Origin of the sequence: Corallococcus macrosporus DSM 14697 (assembly GCF_002305895.1) — a bacterium.
GTDB lineage: Bacteria > Myxococcota > Myxococcia > Myxococcales > Myxococcaceae > Myxococcus > Myxococcus macrosporus.
In genome coordinates this window covers 7,954,042-7,977,122 of sequence record NZ_CP022203.1, presented here as the reverse complement: position 1 = coordinate 7,977,122, position 23,081 = coordinate 7,954,042, and the positions used below count along the sequence as shown (strand labels likewise).

Genomic DNA, 23,081 nt, shown 5'->3' with positions numbered 1-23,081 from the left:
CTCAGGAGCCCTTCCTTCCCATCAGTGAACCCATCTTGCTCAGGAGCCTCGCGCTGTCCTGCTGCGACTCCGGCGCGGCCACGGTGGCGCCGGCCCGCTTGCCCGTCACCACGGCCTCCAGCTCGTCCGGGTTGTCCGCGAAGCCCTTGGCGACCTCCAGCTTCACCTTGCCGGCGCGCACCAGGTCCGCCAGCGAGTCCTCGAAGCGGACGATGCCCAGGCTCTTGCCGCGCTGCTGGAGCGACGGAATCTGGAACGTCTTGTTGTCGCGGATGAGGTTGCCCAGCGACACCGAGCCCGGCAGCACCTCCGCCGCGGCCACCAGCTTGCCGTCCGTGCCCTGCATCAGCCGCTGGCTGACGATGAGGCGCAGGCCGCTGGACAGCGACAGGCGCACCTGCTGCTGGTCTCCCGGCGGGAAGAGGTCGATGAGCCGGTCGATGGTCTTCGCCGCGCTCGGCGTGTTCATGGTGCTGATGAGCAGGTGGCCCGTCTCCGCGGCGGACAGCGCCATGCGCACCGTCTCCGTGTCGCGCAGCTCGCCCACCACGATGACGTCCGGGTCCTCGCGCAGGCTGCCCTTGAGCGCGCTGGCGAACGTCTTGGTGTGCGAGCCCACCTCGCGCTGGCTGATGAGCGCGCGCTTGCGCGGGTGGACGTACTCCACCGGGTCCTCCACGGTGAGCACGTGGTGGGACGTCTCGCGGTTGATGAGGTCCACCAGGGCCGCCAGCGTGCTCGTCTTGCCGTGGCCGGACGGGCCGGTGATGACGATGAGGCCCTGGTGGTGGTGCGTGGCCTTGGCGATGTCCGCGGGCAGCCCCAGCGACGCCAGCGTGGGCACTTCCCGTGCAATCAGCCGGAAGGTGCCCTTGAGGCCGGTGCGCTGGCGGCCCACGTTGACCCGGAAGCGCCCCATCTCCGGCGTCTCCAGCGAGAAGTCGCAGCTCCCCTCTCGCTCCAGCACCAGCCTCAGCCGGTCCGGCACCACCGGCAGGAGCAGCTTCTCCACCATCGCCGCGTCCAGCACCGGGCCCTGGGGCGTCAGCTCCCCGGCGACGCGGAAGAGGGGCGGGCGCTCCGCGATGATGTGCACGTCGCTGGCCAGGCTCCTGCGCCCTTCCTCGAGCAGCGCCGCCAGCTCGCGCCCCGCCCCGGCGAAGGCGCGGGACGGCGCGGCGGACGGGCTGGAGGCCGGGGCTGGCTCCGTCCCCCGGTACGCCGAGGCGGAGGCGGGCGCGCCGTACGCAGACGCGGGCTCGGGCGCTCGGTGCGCGGAGGCGGGCGCGCCGTACGCCGACGCGGGCTCGGGCGCCCGGTGCGCGGAGGCGGGAGCATGCGCGCCGTACGCAGACGCGGGCTCGGGCGCCCGGTGCGCGGAGGCGGGAGCATGCGCGCTGTACGCAGACGCGGGCTCGGGCGTCCGGGAAGCGGCGGCGGGCGCGGACGCCACGGGACGCGCGGCGGGCGCGCTGGCGGCCTGGGCGGCGGCGGGCCTCGCGGTGGCGGCGGCGGCCTGGGCGGCGGCGCCCGCGTCGGCGGCCTTGCTGAGGCGCAGGTGGATGAGGTCCCCCCGCCGCATGGCGGCGATGGACAGCGCGCCCAGGCCCGTGGCGTTGACGGACCACTGCACCGGCGTCTCCGTCACGGTGGAGGCCCGGGCCACGCCCACCATCGCCTGGAGGGCGCGGGTGATGTCCTCGGCCGTCGCGGCGGTGGGGTCCACCGGCTCATAGCCGTTGGCGCCGCGGATCATCGGTGGGCGGCCGGTCGCCAGGGTCAACTCGGTGACACCCGGACGCGACAGGTGCCGCAACAGTTCTGCGAGCGATTTCATGCGGGATGTCGGCTCAGTCCGCGACGGCGCGCGGGCGCGGGGGAGCCGCAGGATAGACGACATTCCCGCGAATGCGGCCACCCCTTGTCCCCGGACTGCTCGCCTGCTTCCGCGGAGACGAAAATCGTTCGTGTCCGGCGCAAGGCCGTCACCTGGGTGACAAGGGTCGTCAGGGGAGGGGGGCTCCGGGACCCACCGGGGTCCGCGCGGAGCGGCGGGCGGGAGGGAGGCCTCCCGCCCGGAGGCAACACGGCCGGCGGGCCTAGAGCTCGCGGGACATCAGGAGGCGGAGCTTCCCGGACTTCTTGGAGACCACCGTGGCCACGGTGGTGAAGCCTTCCTTGCGGTAGAAGCTCACCGCGGGCGAGTTGGACGGGTCCACCCGCAGGGCGATGGTCTTCCGGTACATGTCCCGGGCCGCCTTCAGCGCCTGCTCCAGCAGGACGTTGCCCAGCCCCTTGCGGCGCAGCTCCGGCTTCACCACGATGTTGCGCAGGTACGCCGCGCCCGGAACCGGGCCGTCCCGCTCCACCGTGACATAGCCGACAAGCTGGCTCTGCAGCTTCGCCACGTGGATGAAGGGCTTGAGCTGCGTCAGGGCCGTGAGGCTGTCTTCCTGCGTCTCACCCCGCGTCTTCCAGGGCTCGGAGCTGGCGCGCATGGCCGCCACCGCCGTCATGTCCTCGTCGGTGGGCAGGCTGAACTTCACCGCCGCCATCAGGTCGTTGGGGAGGCCAGCCACATCCAGGACCGGTGCTGGGGCCACCTCCACGCCTGCGTCCACCTGCTTCATCGTCATCGCCTTGCTCCTCCGTCGAGTTGCGATCCTAACCGCTCCGGCGCCGCCGGTGCACGCAGTGATTCCGCGCACATTGTCCCATCAAGTGAGGAGACGCCCTCCTCCTCGGAGGAGCGCAGCAGGATTCCGTCCAACGGGCCATGCGTTCAGCCCATTCCAGGAATGAGCCCCGCTACCACGCCTGCTTCCCCGCCGGCCTTCCGTGCCGGGCCGCTTCCCACTATAAAAACCCGCAGTCGGGCGCGGAGGAGTCAAACTCCTGGGTTCGACCGTCAGCCAGAGCCCCCACCTTGCAACTCAACCACGCCCAGCGAGAGCTGACGCTCAAGATCGTCTACTACGGGCCCGGTCTCAGCGGGAAGACGACGAATCTGCGCCACCTCCATGCGAAGGCGTCCCCGGAGGTGCGGGGGCGACTGCTCACCGTGGAGACCCACGACGACCGGACCCTCTTCTTCGACCTGCTCCCCGTCTTCTTCTCCACGTCCTCGGGCTTCAAGGTGAAGGTGAAGCTCTTCACCGTGCCGGGCCAGGTCATCCACAACGCCACCCGGCGCATCGTCCTCCAGGGGGCGGACGCGGTGGCCTTCATCGCGGACTGCCGGCGCAGCGCCACGGCGGACAACAACGCCTACTGGCGCAACCTCCAGGAGGACATGCGGGAGAACAACCTGGACCCCAGCCAGGTCCCGGTGGTCATCCAGTTCAACAAGAAGGACCTGCCGGACGCCCGGACGGAGGCCGAAATCGAGGAGTCGCGCCGCCGCGGCGGCGAGGCCGTGGTGGGCGCCGTGGCGCTGCGGGGTGAGGGCGTGCTGGAGACCTTCCACGCGGTGGCGCAGGCGGCCTACCGGCGGCTCGACACGCGCGCCCATCTGGCCCGCAACCTGCGCCTGACGGAGGAGGAGTTCCTGGGGCAGATCTTCCGCCGCATGGACCTCACGGGCACGGCGCTGGCGGCCATGTACGGGCGCGCGGCCGGTGAAGCGCGCAGCGGGGACGGGCGATGAGCGGCGCGCCGGGCAACGGGACGCCGGACGGCGTGGGCGCCGCGCGCCGCGAATCGGTGCTCCAGCGGCGGCTGTCGCTGGCGGACATGCTGGACCTGCCCTCCTTCGTGGAGGTGGTGCGCAGCTTCAGCGAGCTGTACCGCGTGGGCATCAAGGTGCTGGACACCGCGGGCGACAAGCTGGCCGACGTGAAGGTGGGCCACGGCGACTTCTGCTCGTACGTGTTCGGCTTCCCCGACGGGCGCTCGCGCTGCACCGCCACGGTGGCCCGGGTGAAGGACGGCCCGGTGGCCCCGGTGCAGGGCGCCCGGCCCGCGCGGGGAGACGGCGCGGAGGCGGCGGGCATCATCGCGCTGCCCTGCTTCACCGGCCTGCGCTACCTGGTGATGCCGGTGCGCTGGGAGGGGGACAGTCTGGGGCGCGTCATCATGGGCCCCTTCACGCCGGAGGAGCTGGCGGACTTCCCACATTCGCTGACGGACATCACCGGGGTGGACCTGTCCCGGGCGCACGAGCTGGTGGGCCGCGTGCGCCGCGTGCCCGAGCGCACCGCCGCGCAGGTGCTGGTCCACTTCGGGCAGGTGCTCGCCGCGCTGGTGGCCAGCGGGCAGCGCGCCTACCTGACGACGCAGCTCCACATCGAGGCGATGCTGGAGACGCACCGGGACTTGGAGGCCAACAACGCCCGGCTCGCGCAGGCCAACACCCGCCTCAAGGAGCTGGACCGGCTGAAGTCCACCTTCCTGGGCACGGTGAGCCACGAGCTGCGCACGCCGCTGGCCTCCATCATCGGCTACTCGGAGATGCTGGCGGAGGGCCTGGCCGGCGCGCTCAACCCGGAGCAGCTCCTCTACGTCCGCACCATCGTGGAGAAGGGCGAGTCGCTGCTCAACCTCATCTCCTCCATCCTGGACCTGAGCCAGATTGAGGCGGGCCGGCTGCGGCTGGTGATGGGCCCGGTGGACCTGGGCAGCGTCATCCAGACGGCGGTGTCCAGCGTGGCGCCCCAGGCGCAGCGCAAGGGCGTGGAGCTGGAGGTGCGCCTGCCGCCGCTGCCCCAGCCGCGCCTGGCCGCGGACGCGGACAAGCTGCGCCAGGTGGTGGTGAACCTGCTCGCCAACGCGGTGAAGTTCACCTCGTCCGGAGGCCGGGTGTCGGTGGTGCTGTCGGAGGCGTCCTCGCAGAAGGAGCTGGGCGCGCCGGGCTACCGGGTGAGCGTGGAAGACACCGGCGTGGGCATCCGCGAGGACCAGTTCGAGCACATCTTCCAGAGCTTCTACCAGGTGGATGGCAGCTCCACCCGCGAGCACGGCGGCGCGGGGCTGGGCCTGGCCATCGTGAAGAGCCTGGTGGAGGGCCACGGCGGCCGCGTGTCCGTGGAGAGCGAGTTCGGCCGGGGCTCGCGCTTCACGGTGGTGCTGCCGCTCCAGCCGCCCCTGACGGAGCACGGCGGGCTGTCCGCGCTGGCGCCCATGCCGTCCTCTTCCGGGCACGACCGCTTCTGACGCACACGGGCGAGCGGGGGGACTGAACTGAGTTCCCCGGGCGGAAGGGCTCCCGCGTATCCTCGCGCGCATGCTCTCCGGACGCCCCCCCGCAGCCTCCTACGTACTCATCGACGCAGAGAACATCGACTGGGCCGTCTCCAACGTGGTGGGGCGCAAGCCCGAGTCCCAGGACCGCGTCCAGTTCGACCGGCTGGTGTCCTTCTGTGAGACGAACTTCCCGGCGCCCGTGCGCTGCGTGGTGGTGCTCAACGCCCGGGGCGAGCAGTTGCCAGACGTCATGATTGGCTTCGTGCGCGCGCTCAAGTCCGCCGGCTGCGAGGTGGCCCTGCTCTACGGCCGCCCCGACCAGAAGGTGGTGGACCTGGGCATCCTCAAGCTGCTGGAGAACATCCGCACCCAGCGCCCCGGCGCGGCGGTGGTGCTCGCCAGCCACGACGGCGCGGACTTCGCCGAGGCCCTCAAGCCCATGCTGGAGGAGAAGCGTCAGGTCGCGGTGCTCGGCCTGCGTGAATACGTCAGCCAGCGCTTCCGGGAGCTCGTCCCCTCCGGGCTCAAGATTCTGGATTTGGAGTTGAATGCCCGCGTGTTCAACCGGCCCCTGCCCCGCATGCTCCCCGTCAACGTGGACGAGTTCGACCCCGGGGTGTTCTTGTAGCAAAGACAGTCACATGACCCGTCTGGGCTGTGATGATTCCTGTCACAGCCCATTGCGTCATGAGAGTGCGGTAAAAAATGGCATGCCGCTTGAATTTGAATTTCCTGATTTCAGGGATTCCCCCTGGGTCATCAGGAGTCATTCATGCGCTCGTCCCGTCGCGTTGGAACCGCCCTCTGGGCCGCTGTGTTCTCGCTCGCCTTCCCGCTCAGCCAGGCGGCCGCTGCTGACAACTGTGTGGAGTTCCAGGGGCTGCAGCACTGCGCCGTCGGCGCCGCCAAGGTGACGGGCTCGGAGCGCGGCGTCCGCATCGACAACGCGGACACGTCGGGCAAGGGCGGCGTCGCCATCCACATGCCGCCCGCGGCGGCCTGGACGTCCGAGGCCGTGTCGGACGGCGCGCAGCGCAACGCCTTCACCGCCTACGCGGAGCAGGTCCCGGTCAGCACCTCCACCGTCAACGCGACGGCGGAGTCCACCACGTACTCCGCGACGTTCACCGGCTCCGGTGACGCGACCACCTACTCGGTGCTCGCGTACCGCAACGGCCGTCTCCAGGCCGCCGTCGGTGGCATCCGCAGCGGTGATACGGGCGCCGTGGGCCTCATGGTCCCCAACCCGGGCTGGACGCCGAACTGCCGCCCGCGCGGGCAGACGGTGCTCCAGTGCGAGCAGGCCTGCTGGTCGAACGGCTACGCCAACTGCAACTACTGCTACACGCTGTGCCCCATCTCCACGGGCTTCGGCAATGCCTCGTACAACAGCGCCTGCTTCTGGCAGCACGCCGTGGCGGAGCCCGCCGTCCGTCTGCCCAACGGCCAGGTCGTCCAGGCCGACCAGATCGTGATGCAGGAGGAGGTCTCCGGCCCGTCGAACTACCCGTACCTGAACTTCAACCGCATCGACGTGCAGACCACCGCGCGCACGACGGTCATCACCGGCGAGTCCGTCGCCCCGGCCAGCAAGTAGTCGCCGTGCTGTTCCAGCCTGGGGCGGGCGCAGCCGTGGCGCGCTCCGGGCCGTTGGCTTTCCTTTCCGGTCCTCACTCCCGAAGAGCGTCCCATGAAGGCATCGTGGTGGATGACGGCCCTGCTGCTGACGGCGGGGACTCCCAGGCAGGAGGAGGCCGCCTCACCGGCGCCTGACGCGCCCGTTCCGGAGGCCGCGCGGGCGCCGGACGACGAGGCCCTGGCGGGCGGCGGCACGACGGTGTTCGACGCCTCGCACAATGCCTACGGCCGCGCGCTGGGGAACCTGGCGCGCTCGCGCTGGTTCCAGATGCGCGAGGGCAAGGTGCTCTTCATGCGGGACTGGGCCGCGCATGAAGCAGGGCTGGCCGGTCCGCTGACGAACGCCACCGGGTGTGGCTCATGTCACTTCAAGGACGGCCGGGGGCGTCCGCTCCCCGACGTGGGGCCGGAGGCGCCGCTGCTCGTCCGGTTGAGCGTGCCCGCGAAGGATTCACCGGCGGGGCGCCACGAGCCCGTCTACGGCGTGCAGCTCAATGACCGGGGCACCCAGGACGTCCCCGCCGAGGGCACGCTCCTGACCACCTATGCGGACGTGAAGGGCACCTACGCGGACGGCACGCCGTACACGCTGCGCAAGCCGCGCCACCGCATCACCCGGCTGGGCTACGGGAAGCTGGCTCCCGGGGTGATGCTCTCCCCGCGCATCCCCTCGCAGCTCTTCGGGTTGGGGCTGCTGGCGGCCATCCCCGACGAGGCCATCCTCGCTCTGGCGGACGCGGACGACCGTGATGGGGATGGCATCTCCGGCCGTCCGAACCGCGTCGTCAACGCGGACTCGGGCAAGGCGGAGCTGGGCCGCTTCGGGTGGAAGGCCAACCAGCCCACGCTGGAGCAGCAGGTGGCCAGCGCCTTCTCCGAGGACCTGGGGCTGACGTCCCCGCTCTACCCGGAGAGCAACTGCACGGCGAAACAGAAAGGCTGTCTGACGCGGGTGGCCGCGAAGGGCCCCGCGCTATCGCGTCACGTCCTGGAGCGCACCACGCTGTACCTGCGGCTCATCGGCGTGCCCGCGCGCCGCGACGTGTTGGACCCCACCGTGATGAAGGGGCAGGTCCTCTTCCAGCAGGCGGGCTGCCCGGCGTGCCACCAGCGGGAGTTCACCACGGGCACCGTCGAGGACGTCCCCGAGCTGTCCAACCAGCGCATCCGCCCCTATACGGACCTGCTGCTGCATGACATGGGGCCGGAGCTGGCGGACGGCCGCCCCGACGGCGAGGCGAGCGGCGCCGAGTGGCGCACGCCGCCCCTGTGGGGGCTGGGCCTCTTGGAGACGGTGAACCGGCAGGTGCGCATGCTCCACGACGGCCGGGCCCGCAGCTTCGAGGAGGCCATCCTCTGGCACGGCGGCGAGGGCACCCAGGCGCGTGAGCGCTTCAAGGCCCTGGACAAGGCGGAGCGTGAGGCCTTGGTGGCCTTCCTGCGCACGCTCTGAATGCAAGGCATTGCATGCGTCGCGTCGCCTGGACGCCGCCGCGATGCGTGAGACTTCGGGAGTCACTGGGCGCAATGGAGTTGTTGCAATTCGTGTCACAATTCAATGGTTTCTCAGAGGATGGGAAACCCTGGCATGCGCATTGAAGTGGAAAAACCTGATTCATGGATTTCCCATGAAGGGTCAGGAGCTGTCGGATGCGTTTGCTTCGGAGTCTGGGCAACCCGTTGTTGGCCGCTGTGTTCACGCTCGCGTTTCCCCTGGCGCAGGCCCAGGCGCAGGAATGTGTGGAGTTCAAGGGGCTGAATCACTGTGGCGTCGGTGATGCCCACATCAGCGTGGGTGACGAAGGCGTCCGAATCGAGACGGGCGACACGAGCGGTGAGTCGGGCGTGGTCATCCACACGGGGCTGGCCAGGCATTGGGGCGCGGGCGTCTTCAGTGAGAGCGACACGCCCGAAAGCGGGAGGATGCTGCTCTCCTCCGTCTCGGAGGGCTCCACGACCAGTACGGCGTCCATCATGACCGAGGACGGGCGGGTCTCGTACGCCGCCACCTTCACGGGAGCGGGCGAGGCCTCCACGCACTCGGCGCTCATCTATTACCAGGGGCAGTTGCAGCACGCGGCGATGCGGCTCGCGAACGGGACCACGGGCGTCACCACGCCTGTCGGGCCCATCAATCCTGGGCCGACGCCGCCCGCCTGCCGGATGCCCAGCCAGAGCTGGCATGCGTGCATGGACCAGTGCGCGAACGCGGGCTACTGGGACTGCAACTACTGCAATGTGCCGTGTGACTATCAGTTCTTCGTGACGAACCGGGGCCAGTGTCAGTGGACCATCGACCTGCCGCATTCGTATGTGGCGCTCGAGGACGGCAGCATCATTCCGGCGGACCGCCTGGTCCTGAGCGAGGAGGTCCATGGCCCGACGAACTACCCCTACCTCGGCTTCGACGAAATCCACCTGCAGACCACGGCGAACCTGACGCAGATTGTCAGCGAGAGCGTCACGCCCGCTGAGCGGTAGTCCTTGAAGTGTCCCCCCGGCTGGAAGTGGGTGTGTCCTCCGCTTCCGGCCGTTCTTCCAGAGGCGAGCCATGTTCCATCATCACAGGCGCCTGCTCGGCGCGAACGCGCTCGGGTGGTTGGGGGCCATCCTGCTCGCCACCGGTCCAGCTCAGGCCGCGCCGCGCGCTGGCGAAGCCCTCTCGGGCGGGGCCACGACGGTGTTCGACGTCACGCCGAATGCCTATGGCCGGGCGCTGGGCAACCTGGACCCGGCGCGCTGGACGCTGATGCTCGACGGCAAGGCGGTGTTCATGCGGGACTGGTCCGCTTTCGCGGACGTGGCGGCCGGCCCCTTCTCAAACGCCACGGGCTGTGGCGCCTGCCACTTCAAGGATGGCCGTGGGCGGCCCTTGCGTGAGCTCGGCCCCGAGGCGCCGCTGCTCGCCCGCTTGAGCGTGCCGTCGAAGGATTCACCCTCCGGCCGCCATGAGCCCGTCTACGGCGGCCAGCTTCATGACCGCGCCATCCCCGGCGTCGCCGCGGAGGGCGTGGTCCAGGTCTCCTACTCGGAGGTGAAGGGAAGGTACGCGGACGGCACGCCGTACACGCTGCGGCAGCCGCGGTACGACATTGCCCGCCTGGGCTACGGGCAACTGTCGCCCGAGGTGATGCTCTCGCCTCGCATCCCGGCGCCGGTGTTCGGGCTCGGCTTGCTGGAGGCCATTCCCGATGAGGCCATCCTGGCGCTGGCGGATGAGAAGGACCGCGATCGGGACGGCATCTCCGGCCGGCCGAACCGGGTGAAGAGCGCGCGAGACGGCGCGGTCCGGGTGGGCCGCTATGGCTGGAAGGCCAACCAGCCCACACTGGAGCAGCAGGTGGCCAGCGCCTTCTCCGAGGACCTGGGGCTCACCTCCGCGCTCTACCCCGAGCGCAACTGCACGCCAGCGCAGGCGCCCTGCCAGACGCCGCCGGCCACCCGTGGCCCCTCCTTGTCGGAGCAGCAGTTGGCGCAGACGCTCCTCTACCTGCGCCTGATTGCGCCGCCCGCTCGCAGGGACGTCGAGGCGCCCATGGTGGTGAAGGGCCGCGCGCTCTTCCAGAAGACGGGCTGCGCGGCGTGCCACCACGCGGAGTTCACCACCGGCACCGTGGAGGACATCCCCGAGCTGTCACACCAGCGCGTCCGCCCCTACACGGACCTGCTGCTGCATGACATGGGGCCGGAGCTGGCGGACGGCCGCCCCGACGGCGAGGCCAGTGGCTTCGAGTGGCGCACGCCGCCCCTGTGGGGCCTGGGCCTGCTGGAGACGGTGAACCGCCAGGTGCGGATGCTCCACGACGGCCGCGCCCGCGGCTTCGAGGAGGCCATCCTCTGGCACGGCGGCGAGGGCGCCAGGTCGCGCGAGCGCTTCAAGGCCTTGGACAAGGCGGAGCGCGAGGCCTTGGTGGCCTTCCTGCGCTCGCTGTGAGGGCGATCGCGGGAAGGCCCCATGTCACTGATTGGCCAGGGCCGTGCGCACGCCTTCGAGCAGCAGGTACTTGAGGTCCTCGCTCGTCATGTCCGGCTTCTCGTTCATCTTCGAGCGGGCGTACTGCCGCCACTCGTGCAGCTCGCGCGCGGACGGCTCGCGCGGGGTGCTCTCGGGCACGCCCCGGTAGACCTGGAACACCCAGGCATAGGCCTCCTTGATGTAGCGGTCGATGTTCTGCTCGGCGGGCGCGCTGGTGCCCGTCACCTCGCCGCGAATCGCGTCGGTGATGGCGTACTTGAGCTCCTCCGGCGTGAGGTCCGGCTTCTCTTCCTTCTTCTTCGCGGCGAACTCGCGCCAGCGCCGCAGCTCCTCGGGCGAGGCGTCACGCACCTGGCCCTCGTAGCACTGGGACACCCACTGGACGGCTTCCTGGATGAAGCGGTCGATGTTGACGCTGCCCGTGTTGTCCATGCCCGTCAGCTGGGCGCGCACCGCGTCGCTGATGGCGTACTTGAGCTGCTCCGGCGTCATGTCCGGCTTCTCCGCCAGCTGCTTCGCGGCGAAGTCGCGCCACTGCCGCAGCTCGGCGGCGGTGGCGCCGCGCTCCCGGCCCTCGTAGCACTGGGACACCCACTTCACCGCGTCCTGGATGAAGGCGTCGATGTTCGTGGGCGCCGCGGAGTCCGTCCCCGTCATCTTCGCGCGGATGGCGTCGGTGATGGCGTACTTGAGCTGCTCGGGCGTCAGCTCCGGCTTCTCCTGCTGGAGCTTCGCGGCGAAGTCACGCCACTGCCGCAGCTCCGCGGGCGAGGCGTTGCGCTCCTGGCCCTCGTAGCACTGGGACACCCACTTCACCGCGTCCTGGATGAAGCGGTCGATGTTCGCCGGCGACGCCTTGTCCGTCCCCGTCATCTGGGCACGCACGGCGTCGGTGATGGCGTACTTGATTTGCTCGGGCGTCAGCTCCGGCTTCTCCTGCTGGAGCTTCGCGGCGAAGTCGCGCCACTGCCGCAGCTCCGCGGGAGAGGCGTTGCGCACCTGGCCCTCGTAGCACTGGGACACCCACTTCACTGCATCCTGGATGAACCGGTCGATGTTCTCAGGCGAGGCCGAGTCCAGGCCGTCACGCTGCAAGCGCAATTCGTTGGCGATGGCGGAGCGGACCTGCTCGGCGGTGACCTTCGGGTCCTTGGCCCGCAGCGCCTTGGCGAAGTCCATCCATTTGGAGCGCTCCTGTCCGCTGGGCCAGCGGTCTCCCTCGAAGATTTCCCGGAAGGCTTCATCAATGCAGCGCGCCATGCGCTCATCCCGGAGCACGCCCAGGGAGGAGGGGAGGATCTCCTTCGCGGAGGCCGCCTGCTGCGCGGAGGCGGAGGCCCGGGTCGCCTGGGTGGCATAGGTGCTCGCCGGGCCTGCCTTTGTGGCGCTCTGCGTCGGAAGGACCGAGCCGAGCAGCTCCACCAGCTCCCGGGCGCTGACTGCCTTTGTGCCCGTGCCGGCCTGCTCGGCCTTCGGCTTGGGCGTGGTGATGGATGGCAGCCGTTCCCCAATCTTCGACATGGACTCCCCCCGAGGAGATGGATTCCGTAATCTCTACTTTGTCTTGGAATGCGGTGAGAATGTCGCGTCTGTCCAAGGTGCCAAAAAGTGTCATTGCCCTGACAGGCCGTCTGGTCTTTCCTCCACGTCCATGTCTGGTGAGTTCGACTTCATCCGCCGGTTCCTCGCGCACTTCCCGGCCGCGCGCGTGCCGGTGGGGCCGGGGGATGACTGCGCGGTGCTCGCCCCGCAGCGGGGGGCGCAGTGCGTCACCACGGACGCGGTGGTGGAGGACGTGCACTTCACCCGCGCGGCGTTCTCGCCCGCGGACATCGGCCACAAGGCGCTGGCGGTGAACCTGTCGGACCTGGCGTCCATGGGGGCCGCGCCGCGCTGGTTCGTCTGCGCGCTCGCGCTGCCCAGGGACTACCCCCCGCGGGAGCTGACGGGCCTGGCGCGGGGCATGGCGGCGCTGGCGGTCGAACACCGGATTTCACTGGTGGGCGGCAACTTCACCTCCGCGCGGGAGCTGTCCGTCACCATCACCGCCGCGGGCGAGCTGTCCCGCGCCCCGCTCACCCGCGCGGGGGCGCGGCCCGGGGACCTCCTCTATGTGTCCGGGACGCTGGGCGACGCGCGCCTGGGCCTTGCGCACCTGCGCGCGGGGCTGCGCCGGGGCGCCGCCGTGCGCCGCCAGCGCCGCCCCGAGCCGCGCGTGGCGCTGGGCCTCATCGCCGCGCGCCATGCATCCGCCGCGCTGGATGTTTCCGACGGGCTTGCACAGGACATGGGTCATCTCTGCACCGCATCGGGCGTGCGCGCGGAGCTGGCGCTGGAGCGGCTGCCGCTGTCGGCCGCGGTGCGCAAGGCCCTGGGGCCCCAGGGCGCGCTGGCGGGGGGCGAGGACTACGAGCTGCTGCTGGCCGTTCCCCCGGGACGCAGCCGGGCATTCGAGCGCGCGTGCGCTACAGGGGGACACGCCATCACCCGCATCGGCCACTTCACAGAGGGGCGCGGGTGGGTGAGCCGGGACAGGACAGGCCGCGTTCTCCCACCGCCAGAGGGCTTCGACCACTTCCGACCTCGGGCGATGGATTGACCCTGCGGAGCAGCAAGGCTAAACCCGAGACGCTTCTCATCCCCCGAAAGCAACCCGTGCGCCGTCCCCTCCGCGACGACACAGTCCCCGGACACACTCCCCGCCGCGAGCCCCTGCAGCGACTGCTGCGCGCCGTGGACAGCCCTCGCGCGACCCGCGAGGTCTCCCTGCACCGGAAGATTCTCAACGGCTACGTGGTGCTGGGCCTGCTGTTGACGGTGTGGATGTACACGTCGGACATCCTCTTCCACCAGCTCAGGCCCGGGCCCGCGGTGTGGAAGGACGTGGTCCGCATCGGCGTGGCCATCTTCATCACCGGCGCCGCCGCCGCGCTGCTGCCGTCGCTGCTGGCGCGGGTCACCCGCGTGAAGGTGCTCAGCCGCTCCGCGTATGAAATCTCGCAGGGCGACCTGTCCAAGCCGGTGGCCGCCGAGGGCGGCAGCACGCGCGACGAAATCGACGAGCTGACGGGCGCCATCACCCGCATGCAGGAGAACCTGCGCGAGCTGGTGGGCAAGATTCAGGAGACGGCCAAGAGCGTGGCCGACACGGCCATCGACCTCCAGCGGTCCGCGGAGAACGTCAACGGCTCCACCGAGGAGGTGGGCTCGTCGATGGAGAAGATCGCCGGCGGCGCGGAGTCGCAGTCGCAGCTCGTGTCCAAGGCGTCCAAGGTCATCACCGAGATGGCCGGCAGCATCCAGCGCACCACGGCCAGCGCCGAGGACGCGGCGCGGACGACGGCGGAGACGAGCAGCGCGGCGGAGGACGGCTCCAAGGCGGCGCGGCTGGCCGGCGAGAAGGTGAAGAAGGTCTTCAACCGCATCGAGTCCGCCAGCCAGCAGGTGTTCGCCTTCGGCGAGAAGACGCAGGAAATCTCCAAGATCGTCGACGCGATCACCCAGGTGGCGCAGCAGACGAACCTGCTGGCGCTCAACGCGACGATTGAAGCAGCGCGCGCGGGTGAGTACGGCCGCGGCTTCGCGGTGGTCGCCGATGAAGTGCGCAAGCTGGCCGAGAGCGCGGGCCGCTCCGCCGAGCAGATCTCCAAGCTGGCGCGCGACATCTCCGGTCAGTCCACCTCCGTGGTGAGCGCCATGAAGGAAGGCATCGCGGAGCTGGCGGAGGGGCGCGAGGACCTGACCAACATCGTGCGCTCCATGGGCGCCATCACCGACACCATCCGCAAGGGCTCCGAGAAGGTGCACCTCATCTCGGAGAGCGCCCGCGAGCAGCTCAAGGGCAGCGAGGAGATGGTGAAGGCCATCGAGGAGATCAAGCTGGTGGCGCGCAACAACGCGTCCTCCACCGAGGCCATCCAGGCCGTCATCCAGGAGCAGACGGCCGCCGTGTCCCGGATGACGTCGCTGGCCAGCGAGCTGACCAACCTCTCCGTCGAGCTGCAGAGCGTCGTGCGCAGCTTCCGCCTGGGCTCATGAGCCAGCCGCCCGCGGACAAGGTCGACCCGAAGCTGAAGGCCGCGGAGGACTACCTGCGCGAGGTGATGCTCGCGCTCCCCGAGGTCACCGAGGAGTTCCCCTGGGGCCACCGCACGGCCAAGGTGAAGGGGAAGATGTTCGTCATCCTCGCGCTGGACAACGACGGGCTGGGCGTCACCACCAAGCTCCCGGAGTCCAACGAGGCCGCGCTCACGCTGCCCTTCACCGAGCCCACCGGCTACGGCCTGGGCAAGAGCGGCTGGGTGTCCGCCCGCTTCAAGCCCGGCAGCGAGGTCCCCGTCGGGCTGCTGGCCCAGTGGATTCACGAGAGCTTCCGCGCCGTGGCGCCGCAGAAGGTGCTCAAGGCGATGCTGGCGGCGAGCGGCTTGGCGCCTGTGCGCGCGGCGAAGCCGGCGGCGCGCGCGAAGAAGCCCGTTGCGGCGAAGTCCGGGGCCGGTGCGAAGAAGGCCGCTGCGGCGAAGTCCGGGGCCGGTGCGAAGAAGCCCGTTGCGGCGAAGTCCGGGGCCGGTGCGAAGAAGCCCGTTGCGGCGAAGTCGGCGGCCAGCGCGAAGTCGTCCTCGGCGGGGAAGCCGGGGGCTGGTGGCCGGGCGGGTGTGGCGGCGGGTGGGAAGAAGCCCACAGCGGGCACGGCGGCGGCGGGCGGGAAGAAATCCGTGGCGAAGCGGGCCCCGGCGCGCGAAGGTCCCACGGTGCGGGCTGGCGCGAAGGCGCCCTCGTCGAAGCGGGGCGCGGCGCGTTCGTCCCGGTCGAAGCGGTAACGAAGCAGGCCGGTCATTCCAGAGCGGATAGAACGTTACTCCTGTGCGGCACGTCATCTTCCGGGTGGAGAAGGAGCGTTACGGGCTGCCGCTCTCGGCGGTCCGGGAGGTCGTCGTGCCTCCCGAGCGCTTCACCCGCGTGCCGCGCGCCCCCTCGGCCATTACAGGTGTAATGAATCTGCGCGGCCGGGTCGTGACGGTGGTAGAGCTGCGCCAGCTCCTGAGTCTTCCCGAGGGTCCTACCCCGCCCGGACGGGTGGTTCTACTGGACCGTGGGCGGAGGGACCTGGGACTGTTGGTTACAGACGTAGACGGCATCGAAGCGGTGGAGCGGGTGAGCACGGCGCCAGGGAAGATGACGCCGGCCATCCGGGGCGTCGCCAGGCTGGGTGGCCTGGGAGTGACGGTCCTGGACCCGGAAGGGTTGGACGCCGCGGTGGTTGCCTTGTTCACCCATTCCAAGTGAGTAGCCCCCTGGAAAGCGTGGATGCTAGTGTCCGCGCTCCTCAGGCGATTCGGAGGCGGAGTTCTTCACATGGCTAAGCGGGTCCTGGTCGTCGACGATGCCATCTTCATGCGCAACATGATCAAGGACATCTTTGCGTCTGGGGGGTTCGAGGTCGTCGGTGAAGCGGCCAACGGCCTGGAGGCCGTGGAGAAGTACAAGGAGCTCAAGCCCGACCTCACGACGATGGACATCGTCATGCCCTTCAAGAGCGGCATCGAGGCCACGCGGGAAATCATCAAGGCGGACAGCAGCGCGGTGGTCATCATGTGCTCCGCGCTCGGGCAGGAGAGCCTGGTGATGGAGGCCATCGAGGCGGGCGCCTCGGACTTCATCGTCAAGCCGTTCCGGGCCGAGGACGTGCTGGCCGTCGTGAAGAAGGTCCTGGGCGAGACGTGAGCGGCTGCGCCCCCGCGCGCACCGTCCACCCTTCCTGACACGAGGCCGGGTCCATGACGATGGACATGTCCCGCTACCTCGGGCTCTTCATCTCCGAGGCGACCGACCACCTGGAGGCGTTGGGGCGCGACCTCGTGGAGCTGGAGCGCGAGGGCTCGTCCAGCGCGGTGGATTCGATGTTCCGCCATGCCCACTCGGTGAAGGGCATGGCGTCGTCCATGGGCTTCGAGCCCATCGCCATCGTGGCGCACCGGGTGGAGGACCTCGTGGACGCCGTCCGTCAGGACCGCGGCCGCCTGGACCGCGACCTGGTGGACCTGCTCCTCACCGCCGCCGACACCATGCTCGCGCAAGTGCGCGCGGTGGCGGAGGGCAAGCCGCCGGATGACGCCGCAGCGCTCCTGACGCAGCTCAGCCAGCGCGTCACCACCATGACGGGCCACGCCCCGGCCGCCACGCGCGTCGCCAAGGTGACCGCGCTGAAGCCGGAGGGCGGCGGCTCGGATTCGGGTGGGACGGGGAGCGGCGGCGCGGGCTCCTCGGGAGGCCCTGATTCGGGCGGCGGAGGCGCAGGCCCCGCGGGCGGCGGTTCTCCGGGAAGCGGCGCTGGTGGCGGCTCGGGCTCTTCCTCCACGGGTGGGCCGGACTCGAACGGTCCCGGCCCGGGAGGCTCGGGCGGCGGAGCCAGCGCGAGCGATGGCGGCGGGGCTGGAGGCCCCACGGGCGGCGCGGCGCCCGGCGGTGCCGGTGCGGGCCCGACAGCCAGTGGCGGCGCGGGCCCCGGCGGTGCCATGGGCGCTGACGCCGGTGCGGGCTCGACAGGCAGTGGCGGCGCTGGCCCCGGCGGTGCCACTGTCGCTGACGCCGGTGCGGGCTCGACAGGCAGTGGCGGCGCGGGCCCCGGCGGTGCCATGGGCGCTGACGCCGGCGCCACGGGCGTGAGCGCCGCCCCGGCCCCGAATGTCACCCCCTCCTCCGGAGGCGTGGTGGTGCCGCTGCCCTCGCGCCGGGCCACGGACGCGCCGGGCGCCGAGGCCCCGCCTCCGCCCGACCTGGCCAACGCCTTGAAGTCCGCGGCCAGCGCGCCCATTCCGGACACGCTGGCCCAGCGCTGGGCGGTGCGGCTGCGCATCGCGCCCACCTGCCAGGTGCCCGGCGTGCGCGCCTTCCTCGTCCACAAGCGGCTCACCAACCTGGGCACGCTGGTGGACCTCCGCCCCGCGCTGGAGGAGCTGAAGGCCGGCCGCATCCCCGACGGCAACATCCAGTTGGAGCTGGAGACGCCGGCGGGGGAAGCGGGCATCCACGCGGCGCTGAAGAACGTGGCCGAGGTGGAGGTCGTCTCGGTGAAGCCCGCGGTGGCCGCGCCCGTGGTGCCGCCCACCCTGGTGCCCGTGCCCGACGGCGCCCGCGCGCCCGCGGACACGGCGTCGCGCACGGTGCGCGTGCGCACGGAGCTCCTGGACTACTTCCTCGACACGGTGGGCGAGCTGATGCTCGCCACGGCCCGCCTGCGCGAGGTGGGCAAGGTGCTGCCGGAGAACACGCGCCCCGCGCTGGAAGAGGGCGTCTACCGGCTGCACACGCTGGTGAAGGACCTGCATGACAAGGTGATGACGGCGCGCATGACGCCGCTGTCCCTCATCACCGACCGGCTGCCCCGGGCGGCGCGGGACATCGCCCGCCGCAAGGAGCGCGAGGTCGACCTGGTCATCACCGGCGCGGAAATCGAGCTGGACCGGGCCATCCTCGAGGAGCTGGCGGACCCGCTGCTCCACCTGCTGCGCAACTGCATCGACCACGGCCTGGAGTCACCGGAGGACCGGGTCGCCGCCAAGAAGGGCGCGCGGGGCCGGGTGCTGGTGGCGGTGAAGCGCGCCAGGGACCGCGTCATCATCGAGCTGGAGGACGACGGCCGCGGCATGGACCCCGCGAAGCTGAAGAACGCCGCCGTGTCCCGGGGCCTGCTGTCGGCGGAGGCCGCGGCGCGCATGACGGACCGCGAGGCCTTCATGCTGTCGTGCCTCCCGGGCGTGTCCACCGCCAAGGACATCACCGACATCTCCGGCCGCGGCGTGGGCATGGACGCGGTGAAGCGCGTGGTGGAGAACGTCGGCGGCACGCTCGAAATCGACAGCGAGCGCGGCCGGGGCACCCGCTTCACGCTGCGCCTCCCGCTGACCGTCGCGGTGGTGCACCTGCTCCTGGTGGAGGTGGGCGAGGAGGTCTTCGGCCTGCCCATCGCCAAGGTGGTGGGTGCGACAGAGGCGGATGGCGGGTCCCTCAGCCGCAGCCGCGAGACGGCCCTGCTGCCTCACGGTAATTCGCTGCTGCCGGTCCACTCGCTGGATGCGTTGGTGGGGGTGCCCGCGCCCCTCAGGCTGGGGACGCGGCCCTTCGTGGTGATGGACGGGGACTCCGGCCGGGTGGCGCTGGCGGTGGACCGGCTGTTGGGGCAGGAGGAAGTGGTGCTCAAGCCGCTGTCGCGGCCACTGGACTTGCTGCCCGGCCTGTCCGGCGTCACCATTCTGGGAAGTGGACGTCCGGTGTTCATCCTGGACGTGCCGAGGTTACTGTCCGCGTGAGCCAGCCCCTGCCCAGCGACGCGCAACTCGACGCCCTGCGCGAGGTGGCCAACATCGGTTGTGGCCACGCGGCCAACGCGCTCTCCCGGTTGATGGGGGGGCGCAAGGTAGACCTCTCCATCCCCCGCGTGCTGCTGACCGTGCCCTCGGACGCCGCCGCGCTGCTGGGCGGCGACGCGCCGGTGGTGTCCGGGTCGCTCGGCATCCAGGGCGGGCTGCGGGGGGCCCTGTTGCTGGTGCTGCACAAGGACGACAGCGCCGCCTTGGAGGCGCTGCTCCTGGAAGGGCAGGCCGCCATCCATCAGGCGGAGCGGGACAGCGTGGTGGCGGAGACGGCGAACATCGTCGCCAGCGCCTGCCTGTCCGCCATGGGCCGGCTGACGGGCTGGAAGCTGGTGCCCACCGTGCCCACGGTGCGCCGAGGCGCCGCGCGGGGCGTGGTGTCCGACGCGGTGGGCCGGGTGGAGGGCGACGCCAGCAGCGTGGTGGTGCTGGAGGCCCGCTTCCTCGCGGCCGCGGCGCCGCCGGTGGGTGGACAGCTTCTGCTCGTCCTGGCGCGGGACAGCATCCGCGACCTGCTGGCGCGGCTGGGCGTGTAGCCCGAATCGCGGTAGACGGGCGCCCATGGATGAGAAGGCGCTGAAGCAGCTCCTGGCGAGCGTGAAGTCCGGCCGCGTCTCCGTGGACGACGCGGTGGGCAGGTTGAAGGACCTGCCCTTCGCCGAGCTGGGGTACGCGACGCTCGACACCCACCGCAACCTGCGCTTCGGCTTCCCGGAGGTGGTGCTGGGCGAGCCCAAGACGGTGGAGCAGCTCCTGGGCATCGTCGGCGCGCTGGTGGAGCGCAAGCAGACGGTGCTGGTGACGCGGCTGCAGCCGGACAAGGCGGAGGCCCTGGTGGCGCGCTTCCCCAAGGGGCAGTACCACCCGGTGGCGCGCATCTTCCATCTCAAGCAGGGCAAGGTGCGCGCGGGCCGCGTGGCCGTGGTGACGGCGGGCACCAGCGACATCCCCGTGGCGGAGGAGGCGGCCACGACGGCCGAGGCCATGGGCGCCGAGGTGCGGCGCGTCTACGACGTGGGCGTGGCCGGCATCCACCGGCTGCTGCGGCGCCGGGCGGAAATCCAGGAGTGCCATGTCGCCGTGGTGGTGGCGGGCATGGAGGGCGCGCTGGCCAGCGCGCTGGGCGGGCTGGTGGGCATCCCCGTCGTCGCGGTGCCGACGTCGGTGGGCTACGGCGCCAACTTCAAGGGCGTGTCCGCGCTGCTGGCGATGGTGAACTCGTGCGCCTCCAACGTGGCCACGGTGAACATCGACAACGGCTTCGGGGGCGGCTTCTACGCGGCGCTCATCTCCCGCACGAAGGGGCGCAGGTGAGCACCATGCGACGCATCCTCTACCTGGAGCCGGTGGGCGGCATCGCCGGGGACATGTTCCTGGCGGCGGGCCTGGACCTGGGCGTCTCCGCGGCGGAGCTGGAGCGCGCCTTGTCGGGCCTGCGCGTCCCGGGCTGGAAGCTGGCGGTGAGCCGCGCGGCGCGCCACGCCATCAGCGGCACGCACCTGGACGTCGTGCTGGACGCGCGCGAGGCCCACCCGCACCGCGCCTACGCGGACATCCGGCGCCTCATCGAGGAGGCGGACACGCTGCCCCCGCGCGCGAAGGAGCGGGCGCTGGCGGTGTTCCGCGCCATCGGCGAGGCGGAGGCCAAGGTCCACGGCGTGTCCATTGACGACATCCACTTCCATGAGGTGGGCGCGGTGGACTCCATCGTGGACATCTGCGGCGCGGCGGTGGTGCTGGAGCTGCTGGGCGACCCGGAGGTCCACGCGGCGCCGCCGCCGCTGGGCAGCGGCACCATCCGCGTGGCCCATGGCGCCATGCCCATCCCCGTGCCCGCCACGCTGGAGTTGCTGCGGGACGTGCCGGTGCGCTTCGAGGGCGTGGGCGAGCTGACGACGCCCACGGGCGCGGCGCTGCTCAAGGTGCTGGCGCACATCGGCCACCCGCCGGACTTCATCGTGGAGAAGGTGGGCTACGGCGTCGGAACGAAGGACTTCAAGGACCGGCCCAACGTGCTGCGCGCGTCCCTGGGGCGGATGGAGCAGGCCGGCAACGAAGGGCTCTGGGTGGTGGAGGCCAACCTGGATGACGCCACGCCGCAGCTCCTGGGGCACCTGCTGGAGCGGCTGCTCGCGGTGGGCGCGCTGGACGCGTGGGTGACGCCGGTGGTGATGAAGAAGAGCCGGCCGGGGCACCTGCTGGGCGCGCTGGTGGAGGGCGGCGCGCGCGAGGCCATCGTGGACGTGGTGCTGCGCGAGTCCACCACGCTGGGCGTGCGCTACCACCGCGTGGAGCGTCAGGCGCTGGCGCGCGACTGGGTGGAGGTGGAGACGCCGTGGGGCAAGGTCCGCGTGAAGCGCGGGCTGCGCCAGGGCGCGGTGCTCAACGCCCACCCGGAGTTCGAGGACTGCCGCCAGGTGGCGGAGGCCGCGGGCGTCCCGGTGAAGCAGGTGATGGCCGCGGCGGTGGCGGCGCTCGGCCCGAAGGGCTGAACTCCGCGCGGCACGACGCGGCGCGAGCTACACCGGCAGCCGGACCTGGATGCGGGTGCCGCCCTGCTCGGCGCGCACGCACAGCTCACCGCCATGGCGCTCGACGATGCGCCGGCAGACGTCCAGGCCCAGGCCCGCCGCGTGGGGCTTCGTGCTGAAGAAGGGCTCGAAGACGCGCGGCAGCAGCTCCTTGGGGATGCCGGGCCCGTCGTCGGAGACCTCGACGACCACGTGCGCGGCCTCCTGCCACGTGCGCAGCCGCACGCGTCCGCCGCGCTCGCCCAGGGCCTCCAGCGCGTTGAGGACGAGCTGCGTCCACAGCTCATCGAGCGCGGCGCCCTCCGCCTTCAGCCGGGGCAGGCTGGGGTCGAATTCGCGCTCCACCGTGAGGTGCTCGCCGCGCAGCCGGTGGCCCAGCACGCCCAGCGCGTTCTCCAGCCCTTCGTGGAGGTCCACGTCCTCGCGCGGCACCGGGTCCATGAAGGCATAGGCCTTCACGCCTTCGGCCAGCGCGGACACGCGCGTGGTGCCGCGCTCCACCTCCGCCATGAGCACGTCACAGCTCACCGCCAGCACCAGCCACGCGAGCACGTCCCCCAGCAGCGCGGCGCCCACGCGCGTCGCCACCGACTCCAGCCACGCGACGTCCAGGCCGGACGCCACCAGCGCGGGCGCGGCGTCCCACGCATCCCGCACGCCCCGCGCCTCCAGCCACGAGCCCAGCGCCTCCTCGCGCTCGGCGCGAGCCAGGGGCTCCAGCGGCGGAGAGGTCCGCCCGCGCTCCGCTGCTTCCCGAGGCAGGGCCAGCAGGACGCCGCGCTGGGGCAGGGACAGGCCGTGCTCGCCCAGGGCCATGGCGCGCGCGGACACCGCGGCCATCAGCTCGCTCAGCCGCGCCGAGCTGCGTCGGGCCGCCGCGGCGGGGCTGCCCAATTCGGCGCTCAGCTCCGCCGCCAGGCGGCCCGCGGGGAGCAGGTCCCCCAGCGGGCGGACGTCCTGCGCCTGCTGCTGTTGGGAGCGCTGCGACGCCAGCTCCATCAGCCCCCGGCTGAGCCCGGGCGCCAGCCGCAGCAGCTCCCAGAAGGTGGCCGGCTCCACCCGGAACAAGCGCACGTCCGTCAGCGCGTCGCCGCTGTGGGGGTAGGGCGCGTTGAGGAAGAGGATGAGCTCGCCGAAGAGGTCGCCGGCCTCCAGCGTGAAGGTGGGCGTGCTCTCCGCGCCCGTGCGGCGGCTCCACTGCGTGCGGCCCTCCAGGATGACGGACAGGCCATCCGCGGCGGCGCCTTGTTCCGCGATGCGGGTGCCCGCGGGGAAGTGGAGCTGACGCCCATGGTCCGCCATCCAGCGGAGCTGCTCTCCGGTGAGCCGGGCGAACAGGGGTACATGGCGCAACGCCGCGACGATGTCCTCACTTCCCATACGCCG

Annotated in this window: 20 protein-coding genes; 16 read left to right on the top strand and 4 right to left on the bottom strand. The window is 71.2% G+C overall.

Annotation, left to right across the window (positions count from 1 at the left end):
- Position 1: 1 nt before the first annotated feature.
- Both MYMAC_RS32275 and MYMAC_RS32270 read right to left on the bottom strand, forming a co-directional pair.
- Positions 2-1,837, bottom strand: coding sequence for a type IV pilus twitching motility protein PilT (locus MYMAC_RS32275; RefSeq protein WP_095960842.1), 1,836 nt, complete (start codon positions 1,835-1,837; stop codon positions 2-4).
- 262 nt (positions 1,838-2,099) lie between these two features.
- The gene (locus MYMAC_RS32270) at positions 2,100-2,636 is read right to left on the bottom strand and encodes a GNAT family N-acetyltransferase (protein ID WP_013937655.1); all 537 of its coding nucleotides are present in this window, start codon (positions 2,634-2,636) and stop codon (positions 2,100-2,102) included.
- 290 nt (positions 2,637-2,926) lie between these two features.
- Here MYMAC_RS32270 and MYMAC_RS32265 point away from each other — a divergent pair, with 290 nt between their 5' ends.
- From MYMAC_RS32265 to MYMAC_RS32235, 7 genes are all read left to right on the top strand, one after another.
- On the top strand, positions 2,927-3,646 hold the full coding sequence (locus tag MYMAC_RS32265; RefSeq protein ID WP_095960841.1) for a GTP-binding protein: 720 nt from the start codon (positions 2,927-2,929) through the stop codon (positions 3,644-3,646).
- Positions 3,643-5,151 carry an ATP-binding protein gene (locus MYMAC_RS32260; protein ID WP_095960840.1) on the top strand — a complete coding sequence of 503 codons (1,509 nt, stop codon included), beginning with the start codon at positions 3,643-3,645 and terminating at the stop codon, positions 5,149-5,151. Before MYMAC_RS32265 ends, MYMAC_RS32260 begins: the two co-directional genes overlap by 4 nt.
- Positions 5,152-5,221: 70 nt before the next feature.
- Entirely contained in the window at positions 5,222-5,809 is a 588-nt protein-coding gene (locus tag MYMAC_RS32255; protein WP_013937658.1) for an NYN domain-containing protein, read from the top strand.
- A gap of 144 nt (positions 5,810-5,953) precedes the next feature.
- Positions 5,954-6,778 (top strand): hypothetical protein, encoded by an 825-nt coding sequence (locus MYMAC_RS32250; protein ID WP_095960839.1) that lies wholly within the window; start codon positions 5,954-5,956, stop codon positions 6,776-6,778.
- A 93-nt stretch (positions 6,779-6,871) separates the two neighbouring features.
- Positions 6,872-8,272 carry a di-heme oxidoreductase family protein gene (locus tag MYMAC_RS32245; protein WP_095960838.1) on the top strand — a complete coding sequence of 467 codons (1,401 nt, stop codon included), beginning with the start codon at positions 6,872-6,874 and terminating at the stop codon, positions 8,270-8,272.
- A 197-nt stretch (positions 8,273-8,469) separates the two neighbouring features.
- Positions 8,470-9,300 carry a hypothetical protein gene (locus MYMAC_RS32240; protein ID WP_157770479.1) on the top strand — a complete coding sequence of 277 codons (831 nt, stop codon included), beginning with the start codon at positions 8,470-8,472 and terminating at the stop codon, positions 9,298-9,300.
- A 70-nt stretch (positions 9,301-9,370) separates the two neighbouring features.
- Positions 9,371-10,753, top strand: coding sequence for a di-heme oxidoreductase family protein (locus MYMAC_RS32235; RefSeq protein WP_095960836.1), 1,383 nt, complete (start codon positions 9,371-9,373; stop codon positions 10,751-10,753).
- 24 nt (positions 10,754-10,777) lie between these two features.
- Here MYMAC_RS32235 and MYMAC_RS32230 read toward each other — a convergent pair whose 3' ends face one another.
- Positions 10,778-12,316, bottom strand: coding sequence for a hypothetical protein (locus MYMAC_RS32230; RefSeq protein WP_095960835.1), 1,539 nt, complete (start codon positions 12,314-12,316; stop codon positions 10,778-10,780).
- Between the two features lie 130 nt (positions 12,317-12,446).
- Here MYMAC_RS32230 and thiL point away from each other — a divergent pair, with 130 nt between their 5' ends.
- The 9 genes from thiL (at position 12,447) to larC (ending at position 21,656) form a co-directional block, all read left to right on the top strand.
- Positions 12,447-13,394: a thiamine-phosphate kinase gene (gene thiL / locus MYMAC_RS32225; protein ID WP_095960834.1), complete on the top strand. Its 948-nt coding sequence runs from the start codon at positions 12,447-12,449 to the stop codon at positions 13,392-13,394.
- A gap of 56 nt (positions 13,395-13,450) precedes the next feature.
- Positions 13,451-14,833 carry a methyl-accepting chemotaxis protein gene (locus tag MYMAC_RS32220; protein ID WP_043710180.1) on the top strand — a complete coding sequence of 461 codons (1,383 nt, stop codon included), beginning with the start codon at positions 13,451-13,453 and terminating at the stop codon, positions 14,831-14,833.
- Positions 14,830-15,612, top strand: coding sequence for an MmcQ/YjbR family DNA-binding protein (locus MYMAC_RS32215; protein WP_095960833.1), 783 nt, complete (start codon positions 14,830-14,832; stop codon positions 15,610-15,612). The genes MYMAC_RS32220 and MYMAC_RS32215 overlap by 4 nt, the downstream gene beginning before the upstream one ends.
- Positions 15,613-15,655: 43 nt before the next feature.
- Positions 15,656-16,078, top strand: coding sequence for a chemotaxis protein CheW (locus MYMAC_RS32210; RefSeq protein WP_013937665.1), 423 nt, complete (start codon positions 15,656-15,658; stop codon positions 16,076-16,078).
- Positions 16,079-16,147: 69 nt separating this feature from the next.
- Positions 16,148-16,516, top strand: coding sequence for a response regulator (locus tag MYMAC_RS32205; protein WP_011556618.1), 369 nt, complete (start codon positions 16,148-16,150; stop codon positions 16,514-16,516).
- A gap of 53 nt (positions 16,517-16,569) precedes the next feature.
- On the top strand, positions 16,570-19,101 hold the full coding sequence (locus tag MYMAC_RS32200) for a chemotaxis protein CheA (protein ID WP_095960832.1): 2,532 nt from the start codon (positions 16,570-16,572) through the stop codon (positions 19,099-19,101).
- Positions 19,098-19,700, top strand: a complete 603-nt coding sequence (locus tag MYMAC_RS32195; protein ID WP_095960831.1) for a chemotaxis protein CheC — start codon at positions 19,098-19,100, stop codon at positions 19,698-19,700. Before MYMAC_RS32200 ends, MYMAC_RS32195 begins: the two co-directional genes overlap by 4 nt.
- 25 nt (positions 19,701-19,725) lie before the next feature.
- Positions 19,726-20,478 (top strand): nickel pincer cofactor biosynthesis protein LarB, encoded by a 753-nt coding sequence (larB, locus tag MYMAC_RS32190; protein WP_095960830.1) that lies wholly within the window; start codon positions 19,726-19,728, stop codon positions 20,476-20,478.
- 5 nt (positions 20,479-20,483) lie between these two features.
- On the top strand, positions 20,484-21,656 hold the full coding sequence (larC, locus tag MYMAC_RS32185) for a nickel pincer cofactor biosynthesis protein LarC (RefSeq protein WP_204817105.1): 1,173 nt from the start codon (positions 20,484-20,486) through the stop codon (positions 21,654-21,656).
- 27 nt (positions 21,657-21,683) lie between these two features.
- Here larC and MYMAC_RS32180 read toward each other — a convergent pair whose 3' ends face one another.
- The gene (locus MYMAC_RS32180) at positions 21,684-23,075 is read right to left on the bottom strand and encodes an ATP-binding protein (protein WP_095960828.1); all 1,392 of its coding nucleotides are present in this window, start codon (positions 23,073-23,075) and stop codon (positions 21,684-21,686) included.
- Positions 23,076-23,081: the final 6 nt, after the last annotated feature.